Raw genomic sequence first — 20,047 nt, forward strand, 5'->3', positions numbered from 1 at the left:
CGATACCCTCTTTTCGGCCCCGGATCGAAGAGTGCGTATGACTCACGAGATCGCCGTCATTCCCGGCGACGGCATCGGACAGGAGGTCACGCCCGCAGCGGTCGAAGTGCTCGAGGCGCTCGAGATCGAGTTCGAATTCCGCGAGGGTGAGGCGGGCGACGCGGTGAAAGAGGAAACTGGCGAGGCGCTGCCCCAGGAGACCTACGACCTCGCGGCGTCGGCCGACGCGACGCTGTTCGGTGCCGCCGGCGAGACGGCCGCCGACGTGATCCTCCCGCTTCGAGAGGCCGTCGACTCGTTCGTCAACGTTCGACCGGCGAAAGCGTATCCCGGGGTCGACGCCGTTCGGCCCGAGACGGACCTGGTCTTCCTGCGCGAGAACACCGAGGGCGTCTACTCGGGCCACGAGGACCGCCTGACCGACGACGTCGCGACGCTGACTCGCGTCGTCACGGAGTCGGCCTCTCGGCAACTCGCGGAGTTCGCCTGCGAGTACGTCGCAGACAACGACTACGACGGCTTCACGACCGTCCACAAAGCCAACGTCATGCGGGCGACGGACGGCCTCTTCCGGGACACGGTCGCGGAAGTCGCCGACGAGAACGACATCGAGACCGACGAGGTACTGATGGACGCGTTCGCGACGCACGTCTGTCTCGAGCCCGACCAGTTCGACGTGGTCGTTTGTCCGAACCTCGCGGGCGACGTGCTCTCGGATCTCGCAGCGGGGCTCGTGGGAGGACTCGGACTCTTGCCCTCCGCCAACGTCGGCCCCGACCGCGCACTGTTCGAACCCGTCCACGGAACTGCTCCCGACATCGCCGGCAAGAGTGTCGCCAACCCGGCAGCGACGATTCTCTCGGCGGCCATGCTCGTCGAGTACCTCGGCTACGACGAGGAGGGTGCTGCCATCCGCGAGGCCGTCGAGACGACACTCGAGGAGGGGCCGCGCACGTCCGACCTCGGCGGCGACGCGTCGACCGGCGGCGTCACCGAAGCGATCGTCGACCGCCTGTAGCGAGACCAGTCTCTCGCAAATTCGAGCCACGGCCGAACGTTATCACGAGAAGCGTGGTATCCCAGCTATGGCTCGAGACGAGACCCTGGCTGGCGTCGAGTCGCGTACGATCGAGACCGGTCGCCTCGAGACGCACCTCCTCGAGTCGGGCGACCCCGCCGATGGCGGTTCGGTCGTCTTCCTCCACGGCAACGTCTCTTCCGCTCGGTTCTTCGAAGACGTGATGGCCGACCCGCCGTCCAGCAGGTACGCGATCGCACCCGACCTCCGAGGGTGTGGCGACAGTGAGACGAAACCGCTCGACGCGACAACGGCCTCGACGACTTCGCGGCCGATCTCGAGGTGCTGGTCGACGAACTCGGCCTCGAGACGCCCGTAACGCTGGTCGGCTGGTCGAACGGCGGCGGGGTCGCGATGCAGTATACGCTCGAGGGTCCCGAGCGCGTCTCCACGCTCGTACTCGTCAACCCGCTCTCGCCGTACGGGTTCGGTGAGACGAAAGACTTCCAGGGGACGCCGTGTTTCGACGATTACGCCGGTTTCGGTGGCGGTATCGGCAACAACGCGTTCGTGGCCGGGCTTGCCGACCGTGACTGGGGCGAGGTGGGACAGGCCAGTCCACAGAAGATCCTGCGGACCGACTACGTCGACCCGGCCCACGAGTTCGACGAGGTGCGCGAGGAGTCGTACCTGGCGGGGATGCTCGATACGGCCACTGGCGACGAGAACGACCCCGGACGGAGCAAGTGCCGGGCTGGCCCGGCGACGACGTCTTTTCGCCACAGTCGATGGTCGACAAGACCCGTGCCGTCCTCGAGGCCTACGAAGACGCCGGCGGCGAATTCGAGGAGGTCGTCTTCAGCAAGGTCGAACACACGCCTCACCTCGAGATTCCGGGCGAATTTCCGGGGCGACTCGGGGGTGGCCTCGAGTGAGCGGCCGGGACACCCGTCCGAACTATCGAACATTCTACACGGCGATTTGAACAACCGGGATAAATACGCTGTGAGAGATCCGGTTCCGAAACCGGCCCTTTCAGACGACATCGAGCGCGTCCCGATCCGCACCCGCGAGTTCGACGAGCGCGTCGGCCTCGAGGAGGTGACACTCACCGGGGACGACGAGCAGGTGTAGCGGATCGCCGAAGTCGCGGTCGGCGAGTTCGGTCATCGTGTCGGCCTCCACCAGCGGGTCGGGGCTGCCCGCACGGGCGACGACGACGCCGACGAGGTCTGGATACTCCTCGGCGAGCAGTTTCGCACCGAGGTCGGCAGTCATGTACTCGTCCTCTTCGGTTCGGTCGTGGTCCACTTTGATGTCGAGGTAGACGACAGTGTGCAGGCCGTCCTCGCGATTCGCGTCGATCGTCTCGGTCACGCTCGTGGGAAGGCCGTCGGCACCGTGGGCGTAGGGGAAGGGAAGAGTCGTGGCCTTGCCAAAACGGTAGTTCTGCAGGCCGGTCAGCGAACTCGTCGCCGTCTGAGCGGTGACTCCGTGGATCACGCGGGTCTCGATGCCGCGTTCGTGGGCCCGCAGACGCAGATCGACGTGGGTCGTCGAGATCATGGTGTCCCCAGCCGTGAGGAAAGCAACCGTCTCCTCTTTGGCCGCCTCGAGTATCTCGTCGGGTTCCTGTTCGACGCCCGTGCGGTCGCGGACTTCGATCTCGATTCCGTGGTGGACCTCGAGGTCTTCGACCGTCGTGCCGATTAGCTTGCTAGTGTAGAACTCGGCGTAGACGCGGTCGGCGTTTCGGAGGGCCTGCTGGCCCTCGACGGTGATCGATCGCTCGTCGTAGAGCCCGAGACCGACGAAGGTGAGCATACTGACCGTACTCGGAGACAGCGGGTCAAGCTTTCGAGTCGCCGGTGGTCGTGCGGTCGGGCGCTCCCTCGAGACGTCTACCTGTCCGAAGCTGTGGACGGCTCGAGCGGGACATCGACGGCTGACCGTGACCACGACGGGCTTGCCTCTCGAATTACTCGGCTGACAGCACGGCCAACTACAGAGTAGCGGACACGAGTATCGCAAGCACCAGTCGTGATTCGTAACCTGTGTCGGAGTTAGACAGACCTAATCCCAAATTTCATCAAGGCAAACTTATTGTATACCACCGAAAAATACCCGTCGATGGATCTCAGTCCCATCGCGGAGGACTACCTCACGGTCATCTACCGCCTCGAGAGCGAGCACGGACGGCCGGTTCGAACCGCCGAAATCGGTGACGAAATTGGCGTGACAGCCCCGTCGGTAACGAGCATGCTCGACAACCTAAACGAGGAAGGGTTGGTCGACTACACGCCCTACGAGGGGGTCGAACTGACCGAAGAGGGGGAACTGGTCGTTCGTCGGCTGATCAGGAATCATCGACTGCTCGAGACGTTTCTGACCGACCACCTCGGCTACGACTGGACCGAGGTCCACGAGGAGGCCGACCGCCTCGAACACCACGTCAGCGACGAACTGGCCCGCCGGCTTTCGGCGTTTCTGGGTGATCCGGCGACCGATTCCCACGGAGATCCGATCCCGAACGCGGATTTGACGATGCCCGAGGAAACGCCGTACACGCCGCTTTCCGAGTGTGAGGCCGGTGAGACTGTCGTCGTCGAGCAGGTACCACATCGGGACCCAGACGTTCGGGAGTTTCTCTCGGATGCTGGCGTTGGGCCCGGGACAAGGATAACGATCGACGACGTGCCACCGGTTGATCTGCTCATCGTCGAACTCGAGTCCGAGGGTCACACGGTGACGTTACCGATACGCGTTGCACGCCGTATCGGAACTCGGTCTGTGGATGATAGAGTTTATTAGACTACTCTAAGATTCTCATTCTAACGAGCAAACTTCAAATATCGTGCCTCTAAATGAGGGTGTGATGACGGGTACTTGGCTCGGTAGACGCGACTCGTCCACGAGCACGGCCGTATCGACGGTATCATCGACGAAGGAACTGCAGTCCCGAACGTTTGGGGGTGAAAACTGATGATCGGTCGGGAGTCGGTCCCACGATGGATGCTGGCGGCTGGGCCGGTCGTCGTGCTTGCCATCGTTGCAGGGCTGTTGTACTTCACCTCTCCGTTCGGGAATTTCGAGGGACTGGCCGAGGCATCGACGACTGACGTGATGTGGATGATGACCGTTATCGGAGTCCTCGCCGGAGTGATGCCGGTGACGATCGGGATGTTGTGGTTCCCGTTTATCAAGTCGCTCGATAGCCTGTGGGTGCACGCGATGCTTGCGCTGTCGGCGGGCATCCTCGCCTTTATCGGCGTCGAGATGATCGAGGAGATGGTCGAGAACGGCGAGGCGATGGCAGCAGCCGGTGCCAGCACGGCGGAGCTCGCCGCCACCGGCGTCGCTGGAGTCGCTACTGTCGCCGGGACGTTCTACCTGATGAAGATCTTCAGCCGGTGGCGCTTGGACGCCGCGTTGGGCGAAACGAACGTCGGTCTCAAGGTGGGGTACATGATCGCGATCGGCCTCGGCCTACACAGTGTCGGTGAAGGGCTGGCGATCGGGACCTCGTTTGCCACCGAGGCGTACTCGGCCGTGACCATCCTCGTGATCGGCTTCGTCCTCCACAACATCACAGAGGGGCTGTCGATCGTGGCTGCTCTCGCTCGTGACGTCGACCGACCACCGCTGTATCACTTCGCCGCCGTCGGCCTCCTCGCTGGCGGCCCGTTAGTGTTTGGCAGTTGGCTCGGCGTCTTTGCGTTCTCGCCGCTGATCGCGATCGTTTTCCTCGGAATCGGCGTCGGCGCGATCGTCGAAGTTATCTGGGAGGTCACGGAACTCGTCCGTTTCGATGCCCAGACAGTCGTCGGGTGGACGACCATCGTCCCCTTCGTCGCTGGCGTCGTGTTGATGTACCTCCTCGAGGAGGTACTCGTCGAGGGAATACTGCTCGCCTGACGCCCGAGAACGCGTTGCTATAACTGACTCACCATCGGCCAGCGTTCTCTCCCCGCTGATCGGTACCGTGTCGTTTCGGGGAGTCTCTCGTTCGGACAATCACCGTAGCGACGACCCATACGTCGTGTCGGTACTCGAGTATCGCCAGACAGCTCGTGGATTAGATCTATCTAATCTATTATTTAGGTTCGGAAAACTCAAGTATGGTTACGTCGAACGAGTAGTTGATGAAATCTGACGAAAGCGGTTCACGTGTCGTATCACGACGGAGCTTTACCGCGCTCACCGGAGGGGCCCTTACTGCGGGGGTAGCTGGCTGTCTCGGTGACGATCCACAGGAGGATGAGGACGGGAACGGTGATGCGGAGTACACAATCTTCGCGTCGATGCCTGCCGTCTGGGACTTCGTCCGCCAGGTTGCCGGCGAGCACATGGAGGCAATCGACCTCGTCCCTGTCGGTGAACACGGCCACGACTGGACCCCAGAACCGGGGATGGTAGAGGAACTCGACATCGCAGCCGGCTTCGTCTACCTCCGTGACTTCGCGGCCTGGCAGGACGACGCCGCAGACCAACTCGCGGAACGCGACGATGTCGTCGTGATCGAGGCGACCGAAGGGATCGAGTTCTTCGATAGTCCGGCGGAGGACGACGACGAACACTTCTGGATGGACCCGATCGCGTGCCAGGAAGGTGTTCTGAACGTCGCCGATGGCCTCGCCGAGATCGACCCCAACAACGCCGACGACTACGAGGCAAACGCCGAAGCGTTCAACGACGAACTGGAGCAACTCAACGACGATATCCACGACATCGTCGACCGAGCGGAACTCGAGGACATCGTCCTCGCCACCCACGACTCCTTCCAGTGGTGGAACCGCCGCTACGGAATCAACATTCACTCGCCGATCGGCACCTCGCCCGACGACGCCGCCTCGGCAGCCGACGTCGAGGAAGTCGAAGAGTTGGTCGAGGATCTCGGGATCGAACACGTCTGTTACGACGTCGGTGAGCCAGCCCCGCTCGCAGAGTCACTCGCCACCGAGGTTGGCGCGGAGATTCTGCCACTCTCGCCGATCGAAACCCAGATCGACGGGAGTCCGGAGGTCGACCCAACCGTCGAGATGGAACCCGACTGGGGGTACGTCGAGCACTTCCGAGAGATCAATCTGCCGACGCTCGAGACGGCGCTCGAGGCAGAATAGAACTAGCCTAGTCGACGCGTCTAGTTAGTCACCTCAAACATACTCACACCAACCAATCAGCATATCATGACTCGTGCAATCGACGTCGAAGACGTTACGTTCGCATACGACGGCCAACCGGTGTTACGGGACGTTACCATGTCGGTCGACGAAGGTGACTTCGTCGGACTGATCGGACCGAACGGCTCGGGAAAGACGACGCTGTTGAAGATCATGCTCGGTCTGCAGACGCCCGATTCTGGCCGCGTCGAACTGTTCGGGACGCCAGCAGCGGAGTTCTCCGAAGGGACCCGCCTCGGGTACGTCTCACAGCAATCGACCGAGGCCGAGACGATGATGCCGGTCACCGTCCGGGAAGTCGTAACGATGGGGCGGTATCCACACGCCGGCAGTCGACGACTGACCGACGAGGACCGAGAGATCGTCGACGACGCACTCGAGCAAGTCGAGATCACCGACCTCGCTAGCCGACGGGTCAACCGCCTGTCAGGTGGGCAGCGACAGCGAGCGTACATCGCTCGAGCACTGGCCTCCGAAGCCGACCTGCTGGCACTCGACGAACCGACCGTCGGCGTCGACGCCGATTCGGTCGACGCCTTCTACGCTCTCTTGGACGACCTCAACGATCGAGGAATCACGATCGTCCTGATCGAACACGACATCAGTGCCGTCGCCGAGCACGCGAGCACGATGGCCTGTCTCGACTGTGAGCTGTACGAGCACTGCGCGACAGACCGATTCCTCGAGAGCGATGCCCTCGAGCAGGCGTTCAGTTCGGCCCGCGTCGTCAGCTCTGCCGGGCTCGCTGCGGGTGATTGATCGTGGCGACCGAACACGTCGGCTCGAGCTATGGTTTCCGAGAGGAGTACACGGTCGTGGGGGCTCTCGCCGCCGTGATGGTTGCCTCCGGACTGTTCATCCTGGGGTGGCTCCCGGCCCTCGCTCCCGGTGCGTGGCCAACGCTGTTCGAGCTCTCGCTTGGCGGCTGGTCGCTCGAGGTTCCGGTGCCAAGAGAGTGGTCGTTCGTGACTGTCGGTTTTCCGGAACTGTACGAAGCGTTCTGGGGGGCGACGTGTGGCGCAGTCGGGTCGTGGCTCGTCTGTAGTGGCTTCCTCCAGCGGGGATTCACCGCCGGGGTTCTCATCGGGATCACCGCACCGATCGTCGGCACTTATCTCGTCAACCGGCAGATGGCGCTGATCGGTGAGGCACTTGCACACACGGCGTTCGGCGGCGTGGCGATCGGGCTGTTCGTCGGTGCGGCCGTGCCACGGTTCGATTATCCGCTCTTGTTCGCTCTTGTCACTGCAGCTATCGCCGCCCTGGGAATGCAGTACATCGCCGTTACAACCGACGGCTACGCCGACATTCCGATTGCGATCATGCTCACTGGTGGTTTCGCGGTCGGGATCGCCGTGATCTCCTATGGCGTCGTCTTCAGCGCGACCGTCGAGAGCTACCTGTTCGGGGACATCCTCTTCGTTCCCTTCGAGAACGTCCAGCTCATGGTCGCGCTCACGATGACCGTCGCGGCGATGGTCGCACTGACCCACAAACAGCTCCTGTTTATTACGTTCGACCGGGAAGCTGCGCGGCTCGCCCGAATCAACGTCTGGTTCTACGACACGCTGTTGATCGTACTGACGGCACTCGTCGTCGTCGCGGCGATGCAGGTCCTCGGGGCGATTCTGGTCGCCGGAATGCTCGTCATCCCCGTCGCCGCGGCGATGCAGTTGACGACCGGCTTCAATCGCGGGCTCGTCCTCTCCGTGGTGCTCGGACAGATCGCGGTCTTCGGTGGGATCTTCCTCTCGTATTACTGGAACGTTGCGACTGGTGCGATGATCATCATCGTCGCGATCGTCCTCTACATCTGGTCGGTACTCGGAAAGCCGATCTGGTAGCTTTCACTCTCGAGACGGCTCATCGCCACCGACTACAGTTCACGACACTCCTCAATGAATGGACACGATCGCACTGACCGACCGCTGACGGCGACGCGCCGCGGCTCCGGCCACATCGAGACGAACTCGCACCTCCCGGCAGCTATCGACTGCCTCGAGACCGAACAGACCCACGTCGAAGACAAACTAGTACCGTCCCAACCGTCGACTGACGGGCCGAATCGGGCCACACCGCCAGATTCGGCCCATCAGTTCAGGCCTGGCCCGCCACTAGCCGCGATAGGGCAGTTCGAAGATGCCATCGAGGAGATCGAGCCTGTTCGGGAACCGGCCGCGAGAGCACACGCGACCGACGGCGGTGTGACGACCATTTCTCACCGACGGTCCGAGCTGAACGACCGCTGTCGCCGGGTTCGGGCGCTGTTTGCCGACACGGTCCGGTCCTACAGTATCGAGGACGTCGACGGCTCCGAGCCGCTGCTGGAGACGATCCGGGCAGAACTCGGCGACGAGATAGCGATCGCACTCGCTCCGTCGACCGCCAGTCGATTCACTCCGCCAGTAAAGCAAGCGATACGCTCGGCGACGCGGCAGCGACGCGAGGAACTCGAGACCATGGCCCGGATACTGACCCAGGAACGCGAGTCCCTCGAGTCGGCAGCGGGCGAACTCGAGCAGGTTGTGGCGGCGATTTCGTCGATGGGAACGGCATCGCTGCTGGAGTTGGGGTTTGACGGACTCGCCAAGCGACACGAGGGGATAGAAACACAGCGTGAGCGGTGTCGTCGGCTCTGTCGGGAGCGCCAGACGCAAATACGCCAGCGAGTCGGTCGACTGTCCAGGGACGAATTCGCCGAATTCCTGTACAGCGATCTTTCCGTTTCCTATCCGGTGTTGGCGACGGCCACTGCACTCCATCGGTGCTGTCTCGACGTCCAGCGGCTCGTTCACGATCACCTGGCCCGACGCGCCTGAGTCCGCCGCTGTGGACTCCCCACCTCCTCTCGAGATCGGGCGCGTCGGCCGGGTCGAAGCGTCGGTGTCGGTGACCAGCTTCGATAGCACGGATTTGGCTCAGTATTTTGAGATGCGCGGAATCTTTTAGTCTGACCTAAAAAATTTATTCTTATTGACAATATTTATTTTGCGGAGGGGCATAGGTGTGGGCATGCAACAGCCCTCGAGTCCCGAGGAGGTCGATGACGCACTCGGGACCAGAATGGATCGATCGGCGTCTCACGACGCGTCGGTAGACGGTGACGAGGCGGCTCCGGACCGGTCGACGCTCCGTCGGGAGGGGGCGTTCGTCGTTCTCACCTTCGTCGGGATGATCGGTGGACTTCTCGCTAGCTGGTTCGGTGGGCCGTCGTGGCTCGTCTGGACCTGTTATATCGGAGCCTACGTCTTCGGTGGCTGGTACGGACTCAAAGAGAGCATCGAGGCCCTTCAGGAGCCAGCCGTCGAAATCGACCTGCTGATGATCATCGCGGCACTCGGTGCGCTGACTATCGGTGCACCCTTCGAGGGAGCGATGCTTCTCTTTCTGTTCTCGCTGTCGAACGTGTTACAGCACTACGCCATCGGCCGCTCGAGGGACGCGATCCGCTCGCTGATGCAGATGCGTCCCGAGTCCGCTCAGCTTCTCCGTGACGGAGAGGAAGTGACGGTCCCCATCGACGACGTCGAGATCGGCGAGGTGTTCGTCGTCCGCCCCGGCGATCGAATCCCGCTGGACGGCGTCGTCGACTCCGGCGAGACCACGGTCGATCAGTCCTCGTTGACCGGCGAGTCCGTCCCCGTCCCGAAAGCACCCGGCGACGAGGTGTTTGGCGGGACCATCAACGAGACCGGAAGCCTCGAGGTGCGAGTGACTCGTGAGGCCGAGGAATCTGCCATCTCGAAGCTCATCCACATGGTCGAGGAGGCCCGAAGCGAGAAGGCCCCGACCCAGCGGCTCATCGATCGGTTGGAACAGCCGTACGTCTTGAGCGTCTTCGCTTTTACCGCAGTCGCGATCGCACTTCCGCTGGCGCTCGGTCACGAGTTCGACTCCACGTTCTACCGCGCGATGACGCTCATGGTCGCCGCCTCACCCTGTGCTGTTATCCTCTCGACGCCAGCCGCAGTGCTCTCGGCGATCACTGCCGGCGCACGTCAGGGCGTTCTGTTCAAGGGTGGCGAACACGTCGAGCGGACCGCGACCGTCGACGCCGTCGCCTTCGACAAGACCGGCACGCTCACCGAAGGCAACACCCGACTGACCGACGTGACGACCCGTGACGGGGCGAGCCTCGAAGGTGACGACCGACTGCTCGCACTCGCCGCAGCAGTCCAGTCCCGCTCGGAGCACCACTTGGCGGAGGCGACCGTCGAGGCTGCCGAAGAGCGGGGACTCGAGACGGCCACTGCGAGTGGCTTCGAAGCCGTCGTCGGCAAAGGAGTCCACGCGACAGTCGACGAGCGGACGATCCACATCGGTAACGCCCGCTACTTCGAGACGGTGACCGACGGAGAGACGATCGCGGGACTCGAAGACGGTCTCGCGGCCGTCCGCTCGCTCGAGAACGACGGGAAGACGAGCGTGCTCGTCGCCCGCGAGGATGGGGGCGACCTCGAGGTGCTGGGCTGGCTCGCCTTTACCGATACGGTCCGTGAGACCGCCGCCGAGACGATCGAACGTCTGCGCGAGCTTGGCGTCGAACAGATCGTCATGCTGACCGGCGACAACGAGCGCGTGGCCCGATCGATCGCAGCGGAACTCGGGATCGACGAAGTGTACGCGGAGTTGCTGCCCGAGCAGAAAGTCGACCGGATCGAACGCCTCCAAAAGCGCCACGAGGCAGTGGCGATGGTCGGTGATGGCGTCAACGACGCCCCGGCGCTCGCCACGGCAGACGTAAGCGTCGGGATGGGCGGCGCGGGGACCGACGTCGCCCTCGAGACCTCCGAGGTCGTGTTGATGTCCGACGACCTCGAGAAGTTGCCGTACGCACTCGCACTCGGCCGGGAGACGCGTAAGACCCTGTTCGTGAACCTCGCCATCGCGTTCGGGGCGATCGTGATCATGATCGTGGCGATCCTCACCGCGGGAATTCCGCTTCCGCTCGCGGTGATCGGCCACGAAGGATCGACCGTGCTGGTCTGCCTGATCGGTCTGCGACTGATCGGCTTTCAAGGAGCGTGATCCAGTCCGCGCCACTCACAAAGATCGAACGGAAAAGACGTATCGCTCCTAGAAAACGACGGGACAGTAGACGACCACTCATACGGATTACTGTAACGATTTACCGGCGCAACCGCCGCCCGGGTCGCGGTTGTGCCGGAACTGACGTACAGCAGTTCGTATCAGGAGGACAGCCGGATATCGGACACGCGAATTAGATTAGGCTAATCTTTGAATTTGCTTACACTAATTTTAAGTAGCTGTTCGAAGTACTGCCAATGCGTTCCGCACGAACGGAACGCAGGTCGCCGGGTGAGCTCCTGTGGCGACCGTAAGTGGACGTGGTCAGTCCACTACCACACACTGTTAGACGACGATTCGAAGCAACAAGCCCCTGGGAGAGACGTCCCCACAAACGACCGAACGCGAACACGCTACGATCAAAACGAGATATGTGACGTCGACGACGGACCATCATCGCCGTCGTCGATCCCACCCTCGTGGAGAAACTGCACGTCGTCGTCGGTCAAGTAGACATCGCCGTCCTCGAGTTCGACTTCGACTCCCGGCAGCGTCGTGTCGGCGGCAGGGCCGTTGTCACACTTGCCCGAACAGGCGTCGAACATCGAGCCGTGTCGCGGACAGACGATTTCGGCGTTTCGAATCGGCGCGCCACGACCGGTGTCGAACGGCTGGGCCTCGTGCGTACAGCGGTTGCTCCAGGCCTCGACACCCCCATCGCAAGGGACGACGATCACCTCTTTGCGTTCGCCGTTACGATTCCTGACCGTAAACAGCCACGACCCCTCTTCGTTGACCGTCTCGAGAGCGGTGAGTCGCATTCTGACGCCCATACCGACGAGTACTGTTCGTGATACGAAAACGTTCGGGACGGCGGCGATTGGAAACGCCAGCGTTACAGCGACTCCGAAGCGAGTAGACGTATGGAAGTGCCGTGCGTTTGCGTCCCCCGCGAGGAGGGTGAAGCGGCGCGACGACGACTGGCCGAAGACGACCTGATCGACGACGACTACGAAATCGCCGTCGAAGAAGGGGCGCTTTACGTTCCAGTCGCCGATCCCGCCGCCGTCCCCGACGACCTCGAGATCGTCTCCCGATCGCCCTCGGAACGCGAGACCCAGACGACACCCGCAGACGGACTCGAGTTCGCCCCCTCCTACGAACGACTGGGAAAAGCTGCGCTGCTCGACGAGGACGATCTGGATCGCGCCCGCGAAATCGCAGACGCCATCCTCGAGTCAGATCTGCCCGTCGAGACGGTCCTGAACAAGGCCTCGAAAGTCAAAGGCGAGACCAGGGTCCGAGACTGGGAGTTACTTGCCGGCGACGATACGGAGGTCCGCCACCGCGAGTACGGCTGCGAATACGTCCTCGACCTCGCGGAGGTGTACTTCTCGCCGCGGCTCGCGACAGAGCGCAACCGGGTCGTCCAACAGGTAAGCGATGGCGAGCGAGCGTTCGACATGTTCGCCGGCGTCGGCCCCTTCGTCATCCCCGTCGCGAAACGCGGCGCGGCGGTCGTCGGCGTCGACCTCAATCCCGACGCGATCGAGTACCTCCGAGAGAACGCCTGTCGCAACGACGTCGAAGACCACGTGACCGCGATCAACGACGACGTCCGGGAAGTCGCCAGCGAGTACGATGACTGGGCCGATCGGATCGTCATGAACCTCCCACACAGCGCCGACGACTTTCTCGAGTCGGCCGTTCGAATCGCGGCCGACGACTGCGTGCTCCACTACTACGACATCCAGCACGAAGACGACCCCTTCGGCCCCGGCGAGCGAGCGATCCGCGACGCTGCCGAGCCGGAGTACGACGTGACCGTCGAAACCCGCCACACCGTGCGTTCGTACGCCCCTCACGAGCTGAACGTCTGTCTGGACGTGCGACTCGAGCGGTAGCCCGGCCACGCAACACCGTCGCACGACGGCCACGATTCGCAATCCTTATGCATCACATCGCTCCTACGAATGAGTGCACGGTGCCGGTGTAGCTCAGACTGGCAGAGCGAATCCTTCGTAAGGATTAGGTCGAGGGTTCAAATCCCTCCACCGGCTTATTTTGCTGCGAGTAACGCCGAGAGACGCAAATACGTTCTGGAGGACTCGAACGAGACACAACGCGTAGCGAGTGGCGGCGGCGTTCGACTCCTGCAATCGACCTGCTTCTGTGACGAACACTGCCTAGGACAAAACAGTGGTTTCAGGTCTGTGACTAACTGACGGGATTCGACGTGTGACGACAGGACGACCAGTCAGGAATCGGGCCGGTCGGCGAGACGGTCCCAGACAACGATTGCTGACGGGAGGACGACGATCGCCGAAAGCCAGGCATAAAAGACGCCGAGTGCGAGTAACAACCCAAACTCGATGAGGACTGGGATCAGCGCCACGTACAAAATACCCAGTCCCGAAACGGTGGTAATCATACTTCCCGTGAGTGCTCCACCGGTTCCCCGTACGGTCGTCACGAGTGCCCGAAAGACGTCGTCGTTCGTCTCGTACTCGTCGACGAATCGGTGCATAAAGTGAACCGTGTAATCGACGCCGAGTCCGATCGCTACTGCCAGAATCGGCGCGGTAATCGGACTCAGTGCGATGTCGAGGTAGCGCATCGTCGCTACCAACAGCGCAACCGAGCCAAGCACCGGAACGAGGTTCAACAGTCCGTACACCGCTCGCTCCTCGAGCGAGCGAAACGCGATAACGAGGACGATTCCGGTAAGGAGACTCGCAAGAACGAGGTTCACGATCGCCGCTTCGGTCGTTTCCTCTGCGACATCTTCGAAGATCACGAGTTGTCCGGTGGCAACGGCGTCGAGTTGCATGCCGTCGGCAATCCGGCGCGTTTCCGTGGCAACCGCGTCTTGGTCGGCGTCGGCGGTTAGCTGGATATCGATTCGCGTTGCTGTGTAATCGGTCGTCAACTGATCGCGTGCGTCGTCACCTGCAGCCGAAGCGAACAACTCGTCGTAGACTGTGGCAAGTTCCCGGTTCGGGATCTCGTCGCCAGTCGCATCGTATCGTGTGACAGTGTCGGCGAACTCGGGGTCAGACTCGGCGTGTGACTCGATGACGCCGAGAATCGAGTTTGCTTCCGCCTGTCTGTTTTCGCTCTGGTAAACCGCAGGGGGATCGTGAAGCGCTCGATCGATTTCCGAGAGGCCATCGCCCTCTCGCAAGTCCGGATCGTCGACGTATATCGTCACTGACTCCTCGAACGGAATCTCGAAGTCCTCTTCGATGTATTCCAGGTACTCGATGAACACGTATTCGTCGACGCCGAGTGGAGCAGGTAGTTCCTGGTACTGTTCGACCCGTTCCTGTTCGGGGAAGAACACTTCTTCGTCGAAGTCGGCGTCTACTCCAGTCCCGTAGACGGCGACACTCCCGCCGAAGACGAGCATCACGACCAGGAACATGGCGGGCGCGACGCGTGAAATGGACACTCCCACTGACAGCCCACGGGCGACCAGTGACCCTTCACTGAGGATGGGTTTTGTCCCGAAGGCTGGGATTCGCCGATCTGCTCGAGCCCGGTCCAGGCCAACCTTCCCGGCAGGGAGAAACAGGCTAAAAATCAAGAACGTGAAAATAACACCGGCAGAAGCGACGATGCCGAAGTTCTGCGTCTGGTCGCTGACGATATTCGCACCGAAGCTAAACGTCGTCGTCAGCGCGACGATGACGAACGCGATCAGCAACTGCCGAGTGGATACCACCATCGCCTCGTCGATATCGGCCCCCGCCGTCCGTTCCTCACGGTACCTGTTGATACTGTGAATGCCAAAGTCGATGCCGACCGCTAATATCAGCGCGAAGACAGTGATGATCGACTCGGAGAAGGGGATGCCGGCAAGCCCCATAAACCCGAAGGTCCAGACGAACGTCAGCAACAGTGAGACGAGGCCCAGTGCCAGGTCGAACGGGTCCCGGTATGCAACGATCAAAAAGAAGAGAATTAAGACGATCGATGCCGGAAAGACGACTGCCGCGGAGTCACCGAGTAGTTGTTCGTTTTCTTGTTCGACGATTGCCTCTCCGAAAAGCAAGATGTTGTCGTCGCTATCGAAGCCGTCGACGCTGTTTGCGACCGCTTCGGTACGGTCTAGTAGGTCGATCTCGACATCGGTATCTGCGTTTGGCGGCAGGTCGTAGGTTATCCCAACCTGTGTGACCGCAGCCCTAGCAGATTGGCGTGTGAAGTCTGTGCTGACCGGGAGCTCCGCTTCGGCATCCGCGTCGGCAATAGCTCCCCTGAGCTGTCGCGGTGATGCCTCTTCGACCGCCTGAGACATTTCTTCTGGTGTCTCCGCCGCTGGATCGAGCTGCTTTGCGACGAACGTAGCGGAACTCGTCGTCGACTCGACGCGGAGCTCTTCTCGCGTTTCGATCCGGTCTTGGAACGTTAGAATTCGCAGGAGGTTTTGTTTTGCGAGGACGTTTCTGTCGGTATCGACGACGAGTTGTGCAGTCACCGCCCCAGTATCGCGGTCCCCACGCTCGAAGTCCTCCTGGATCTCTTCGAACGCCTGTTCGGACTCAGTTCCTTCGGTAAACTGGTCGTCACCGGCCTCGATGCCCGCATCTGCGACGATTCCAGTAACGAAGAACCCAGTCAGAACAAAAAAGACAGCGACAACCGTCCACGGCCTGTTGGTCACGACGTCTGTTGTCTTTTCGGCAACTCGACCGACAGACCCGGAACTGGCCGTCCGGTCTCCCTGCTTCGGTCCCCCGCCGGATCGGTCCGTCATAACTCTCGGAGTCTGTCTCTTCTACTCTGGTTCGACCGCCGACAGGAGCCTGGCGACGTGAGAGCGGACCCGGAGCGTAAAGTGTGACTCGAGTGGACCAGCACACAAACTGGGCGCACCTGCTTTCTCCGTCTGCACAACGGCGTGTGCTGACCGGTCACTACTCGGTACGCGTTGGGACCGCGGGAATAAGAAGACTACGCTCCGTTGAACCACTCGGCTATCCAGGGTTGGTTCGTAGCATAGTACGAAACCGACACTCGAGTCAATCACGGGAGCGAGTCGTCGCACGAGACGACGAACACAAATAGATTGAAGTTACTGCAATTTTCTATTAACTCGCGATGGAAGACGACACTGCTCGAGAGAGCCCAGAATCGATCGACTCGTGCCCGACTCCGGGAGAAGAGGGTGGGACGAGAATGCCGTCGGTCCCCGAGCGGTGTCGTGCTTCGTCCGGCCAGGTGTACTTGATCGGTGCGGGACCGGGTGACCCCGATCTGCTCACCGTCCGGGCGCGCTGGTTGATCGAAACGGCGGACGTCGTTCTTCACGACGCACTCGTTCGAAAGGTAATGCTCGAGAGTCTTCCCGACTCCGCCGAGATCGTCGATGTCGGGAAACGCGTCGAGTACAAGACGCCGCAGTCGGAGATCAACGACCTGCTGGTCGAACGCGCCCGTGCCGGCGACGCCGTCGTTCGGCTGAAAGGCGGTGACTCGTTCGTCTTCGGCCGTGGCGGCGAGGAAGCCCAGTATCTCACCGCTCACGACGTTCCATTCCAGATCGTTCCCGGTGTCTCGAGCGTGCTCGCGGCCCCTGGCGTCGCCGGTATTCCACTGACTCACCGCGACGTGTCCTCGCGGTTTACGGTCATTACCGGCCACGAAACCCCCGAGAAAGACGAGAGCGCACTCGAGTGGGACGCGATCGCCGCCGCAGTCGAGAGCGGCGGCACGCTCGTCGTCCTCATGGGCGTTCGGACTCTCGAGCGAAACGTCGAGGCGTTGTGCGCACACGGAGTCGACGCCGACAAACCGGTCGCGCTCGTACAGAAAGCGACCTGGACGGACCAGCAGGTCGTTCGCGGGACACTCGAGACGATCGTCGATCGAGCCGAGACCGAGTCGGTGTCGCCGCCAGCCACGGCGATCGTCGGCGACGTCGCCGCGATCAGGGACGAAATCGAGGCCGAACTCGTCGCGTTCGATCCTGCCTGAGACACGATGTTGCCGCTCTTTCACGACTTCGAGGGGCGATCGGTCGTCGTCGTCGGTGGCGGCTCCGTCGCCTTGCGAAAGACACGATACTTTGCGCCGGAGGCTGACGTGACGGTCGTCGCCCCCGAGTTCGTCGACGGGTTCGAGAATCTCGAGTGTACGCTCCAGCAGCGCGCGCTTGCCCCCGGCGAGGCCGGGGACGTCGTCGACGGGGTCGCACTCGTCGTGCCAGCGACGGACGATCGTGAACTCAACGACGCTATCACGGACGCCGCACGCGAGGCTGGCTGTCTGGTGAATCGAGTGGACGAGCCCGGAGACACCGTCACGCCGAGTCGCGTGGAATCCGCCCAGGTCACCGTCGCCATCTCGACCCACGGGGCCAGTCCCGCGACGACGAAGTATCTCCGGCAGCGAATCGAAGCGGAACTCGAGCGTGCAGATCCGATGGTTGCTCTGCAGTCGGAACTGCGTGACGCGTTACGATCCGCTGTGGCGTTCCCGCCAGCAAAGCGCCGTGATGCTCTCTGGCGAGTCTTAGAAGACGAGACCGTCTGGGAGTGTCTCGAGGCGGGCCGCGAGGCCGACGCACGGACGCGAGCGTGGGAAATAGTCGACGATCTCGAGTGACACCGTCGCTGGAGGAGGTCGACGGAACGTGTGAAACTACAGTTGGTGTAGAGCAAACAAAATTGATTTTAGGAACGAGCGAAACAGTTCAGGTGATGTCCCAGGTAGCCTTACCACACGACGCGAAAGCCGGACCGACGAAATCCGAGGTCCGTGCGGTGACACTGTCGAAACTCGACCTTCAGCAGTCGGACCACTTCGTCGATGTCGGTTCCTGTACCGGTGCAGTCACCGTCGAGGCAGCTCGTCGAGTCGGACGTGTGACGGCTCTCGAGCGGAAAGCCGAGCGACTCGAGGTCACAGAGAAGAACCTCGCGGCAAACGAGTACGACGCCGCGGTGACGGTGCGACACGCGGAGGCACCCGAGGAGTTCCCCGAGGACGCCGACGCCGCGTTTCTCGGTGGCAGTCGGAACTTCGAGGCCGTGCTCGATCGTGCCCTCGAGTCCGGCGTCGACCGGGTCGTGATGAACGTCGCGCGTCTCGAGGTCGCCGGCGAAGCGGTCGAGGCCTTCCGCGATCGAGGAGTACTGTCCGAGGTCGTCCAGTTGCAGGTGAGCCACGGCTACGAACTCGCCGGCGCGACGAGTTTCGACGCACAGAACCCGGTGTACGTCGTCGTCGGTCGTCGGGACGCGGAGGGGATGGCGTGACCGTCTACGGCGTCGGCCTCGGGCCCGGAGACGCGGACCTAGTGACGGTAAAAGGCAGACGCGTCCTCGAGTCGGTCGCAACCGTCTACTCGCCAGGCCGGCTCTCGCGGTCGGTCGCCCTAGAGCACGTCGCGGAGTCGAAGATCGGCGATCTCGAGTTCCCGATGACGCGTGATCCCGACGAGCTCCGGAGCGCCTGGAAGGACGCTGCCACAGAGGTGGCAAGCGAGGCCCGCGAAGACGACGTTGCCTTCGTCACGCTTGGCGACCCAAACGTCTACTCCACGTTCGGGCATCTCCGGCGGACGCTCGATACGTTCCACCCCGAGATCGAACTCGAGGTCGTTCCTGGCGTGAGCGCGATGACGGCATTTGCGACGGCACTCGACGTCGAGGTCGAAGCCGGAACGGGACTGGCACTCCAGGAGGCCGAAGGCGGCTCGGTCTCCACCGATCCCGATCGCATGATCCTGTTCAAGGTGACCGACGCGCCGGCCACGTACGAGACGCTAACCGAGGCAGGCTACGACGTGCAGTTCGGCCGACGCCTGTTCATGCAACAGGGCGAAACGGTCGTCACCGACGATCCCAGTGACGTCGACGACCGGGACTACTACACGCTCGCGTACGCCGAACGACGGGGGCTCGAGCGCGACCTCGCGACGGCGGAGTTCGATGTCGAGGGCACCGCCAAACGGGAGGAGTCAACGTGACCGACGAAGAGTACACCGCCGGCGACGTCCGCGAGGGAATCCCCTTCGTCGGAGCCGGCCCCGGTGACCCTGGCCTGCTGACCGTGACGGGCAAGGAACTGCTCGAATCCGCGGACCTCGTCGTCCACGCGGGCTCGCTGGTCAACAGCGACCTGCTCGAGGCCTACTGCGATCACGCCGAACTGGTCAACTCCGTCGGCAAGGATTTAGCGGAGCTGATTCCGCTGATGACTGAGGCCTACCACGAAGGCCGGGAGGTCGTTCGCTTACACAGCGGTGATCCGGCGATTTACGGGGCTGCACTCGAGCAGATGGACGCCCTCGAGAGCGAGGGCGTGCCGACCTATTTCGTCCCCGGTGTCACCGCCTCCTTCGCGGCGAGTGCGACGCTTGGCACGCAACTCACGCTGAACGAGGTGTCAAATCACGTCGCGTTCACTCGACCGCAGGGCAAGACCTTAAGCGAGGACGAAGACCACATCAGCGACTTCGTCGGGATGGGCGACGTGACGACCTGCATCTACCTGGGCACCCACGCCGTGGGTGAGACGATGGATCGACTGCTCGAGGACGGGCACGACTCCGACACTCCCGTTGCAGTCGTCTACCACGCCTCCTGGCCCGACGAGGACGTCATTATGGGGACGATCGGGACGATCGCAGACGAAGTCGAGGAGGCCGGCTATCGAGCGTCGGCGCTGGTACTGATCGGCGAGGCCGTAACGGCTGCGGGCTACGAGCGGTCGTACCTCTACGGCGAGTGGGCAAACCGCGGATCGAACGAGAGTGAGGAGACGGAGGAGGGGTGTTCGGACTGAGATGACTGAGAGAGCAACACGGAGTCAA

Annotated in this window: 17 protein-coding genes, 1 tRNA gene and 1 pseudogene; 16 read left to right on the forward strand and 3 right to left on the reverse strand. The window is 62.3% G+C overall.

The window, feature by feature from the left end; genetic code table 11:
• Positions 1–37 precede the first annotated feature (37 nt).
• Entirely contained in the window at positions 38–1,018 is a 981-nt protein-coding gene (locus NATGR_RS00405; RefSeq protein WP_005579868.1) for an isocitrate/isopropylmalate dehydrogenase family protein, read from the forward strand.
• Between the two features lie 67 nt (positions 1,019–1,085).
• Positions 1,086–1,953: pseudogene (locus tag NATGR_RS00410) on the forward strand (alpha/beta fold hydrolase).
• 100 nt (positions 1,954–2,053) lie between these two features.
• Here the strand turns inward: NATGR_RS00410 and dph5 are convergent.
• Positions 2,054–2,842: a diphthine synthase gene (gene dph5 / locus NATGR_RS00415; RefSeq protein WP_005579869.1), complete on the reverse strand. Its 789-nt coding sequence runs from the start codon at positions 2,840–2,842 to the stop codon at positions 2,054–2,056.
• A 306-nt stretch (positions 2,843–3,148) separates the two neighbouring features.
• Here dph5 and NATGR_RS00420 point away from each other — a divergent pair, with 306 nt between their 5' ends.
• The 7 genes from NATGR_RS00420 (at position 3,149) to NATGR_RS00450 (ending at position 11,226) form a co-directional block, all read left to right on the forward strand.
• On the forward strand, positions 3,149–3,829 hold the full coding sequence (locus NATGR_RS00420) for a metal-dependent transcriptional regulator (protein WP_005579871.1): 681 nt from the start codon (positions 3,149–3,151) through the stop codon (positions 3,827–3,829).
• Positions 3,830–4,000: 171 nt separating this feature from the next.
• A complete protein-coding gene (locus NATGR_RS00425) occupies positions 4,001–4,933 on the forward strand; it encodes a ZIP family metal transporter (RefSeq protein ID WP_005579872.1) in 933 nt (310 codons plus the stop codon).
• 227 nt (positions 4,934–5,160) lie between these two features.
• The gene (locus NATGR_RS00430) at positions 5,161–6,138 is read left to right on the forward strand and encodes a metal ABC transporter substrate-binding protein (protein ID WP_005579873.1); all 978 of its coding nucleotides are present in this window, start codon (positions 5,161–5,163) and stop codon (positions 6,136–6,138) included.
• A gap of 66 nt (positions 6,139–6,204) precedes the next feature.
• Positions 6,205–6,957, forward strand: coding sequence for a metal ABC transporter ATP-binding protein (locus NATGR_RS00435; RefSeq protein WP_005579874.1), 753 nt, complete (start codon positions 6,205–6,207; stop codon positions 6,955–6,957).
• A gap of 2 nt (positions 6,958–6,959) precedes the next feature.
• Positions 6,960–8,042, forward strand: a complete 1,083-nt coding sequence (locus NATGR_RS00440; protein ID WP_015233186.1) for a metal ABC transporter permease — start codon at positions 6,960–6,962, stop codon at positions 8,040–8,042.
• 54 nt (positions 8,043–8,096) lie between these two features.
• Complete coding sequence (locus NATGR_RS00445) at positions 8,097–9,017, forward strand: DUF7260 family protein (protein ID WP_005579876.1); 921 nt, start codon at positions 8,097–8,099, stop codon at positions 9,015–9,017.
• 244 nt (positions 9,018–9,261) lie between these two features.
• Positions 9,262–11,226, forward strand: coding sequence for a heavy metal translocating P-type ATPase (locus NATGR_RS00450; RefSeq protein ID WP_005579877.1), 1,965 nt, complete (start codon positions 9,262–9,264; stop codon positions 11,224–11,226).
• A gap of 419 nt (positions 11,227–11,645) precedes the next feature.
• Here NATGR_RS00450 and NATGR_RS00455 read toward each other — a convergent pair whose 3' ends face one another.
• The gene (locus NATGR_RS00455; protein ID WP_005579878.1) at positions 11,646–12,059 is read right to left on the reverse strand and encodes a Rieske (2Fe-2S) protein; all 414 of its coding nucleotides are present in this window, start codon (positions 12,057–12,059) and stop codon (positions 11,646–11,648) included.
• 90 nt (positions 12,060–12,149) lie between these two features.
• Between NATGR_RS00455 and NATGR_RS00460 the strand changes: the two genes are divergently transcribed.
• Positions 12,150–13,130 (forward strand): class I SAM-dependent methyltransferase, encoded by a 981-nt coding sequence (locus NATGR_RS00460; protein ID WP_005579880.1) that lies wholly within the window; start codon positions 12,150–12,152, stop codon positions 13,128–13,130.
• 82 nt (positions 13,131–13,212) lie between these two features.
• A tRNA-Thr gene (locus tag NATGR_RS00465) sits at positions 13,213–13,286 on the forward strand.
• A gap of 197 nt (positions 13,287–13,483) precedes the next feature.
• Here NATGR_RS00465 and NATGR_RS00470 read toward each other — a convergent pair.
• Positions 13,484–15,892, reverse strand: a complete 2,409-nt coding sequence (locus tag NATGR_RS00470; RefSeq protein WP_394295382.1) for an efflux RND transporter permease subunit — start codon at positions 15,890–15,892, stop codon at positions 13,484–13,486.
• A 515-nt stretch (positions 15,893–16,407) separates the two neighbouring features.
• Between NATGR_RS00470 and cobA the strand changes: the two genes are divergently transcribed.
• From cobA to NATGR_RS00495, 5 genes are all read left to right on the forward strand, one after another.
• Positions 16,408–17,205: a uroporphyrinogen-III C-methyltransferase gene (gene cobA, locus NATGR_RS00475; protein WP_049887829.1), complete on the forward strand. Its 798-nt coding sequence runs from the start codon at positions 16,408–16,410 to the stop codon at positions 17,203–17,205.
• Between the two features lie 6 nt (positions 17,206–17,211).
• Positions 17,212–17,835, forward strand: coding sequence for a precorrin-2 dehydrogenase/sirohydrochlorin ferrochelatase family protein (locus NATGR_RS00480; protein WP_005579887.1), 624 nt, complete (start codon positions 17,212–17,214; stop codon positions 17,833–17,835).
• A 95-nt stretch (positions 17,836–17,930) separates the two neighbouring features.
• Entirely contained in the window at positions 17,931–18,488 is a 558-nt protein-coding gene (gene cbiT, locus NATGR_RS00485; RefSeq protein WP_005579888.1) for a precorrin-6Y C5,15-methyltransferase (decarboxylating) subunit CbiT, read from the forward strand.
• On the forward strand, positions 18,485–19,201 hold the full coding sequence (locus NATGR_RS00490; RefSeq protein ID WP_005579889.1) for a cobalt-factor II C(20)-methyltransferase: 717 nt from the start codon (positions 18,485–18,487) through the stop codon (positions 19,199–19,201). Before cbiT ends, NATGR_RS00490 begins: the two co-directional genes overlap by 4 nt.
• Entirely contained in the window at positions 19,198–20,019 is an 822-nt protein-coding gene (locus NATGR_RS00495) for a cobalt-precorrin-4/precorrin-4 C(11)-methyltransferase (protein ID WP_005579890.1), read from the forward strand. The genes NATGR_RS00490 and NATGR_RS00495 overlap by 4 nt, the downstream gene beginning before the upstream one ends.
• Positions 20,020–20,047 lie beyond the last annotated feature (28 nt).

The sequence above is a fragment of the Natronobacterium gregoryi SP2 genome (genome assembly GCF_000230715.2).
Taxonomy (GTDB): domain Archaea; phylum Halobacteriota; class Halobacteria; order Halobacteriales; family Natrialbaceae; genus Natronobacterium; species Natronobacterium gregoryi.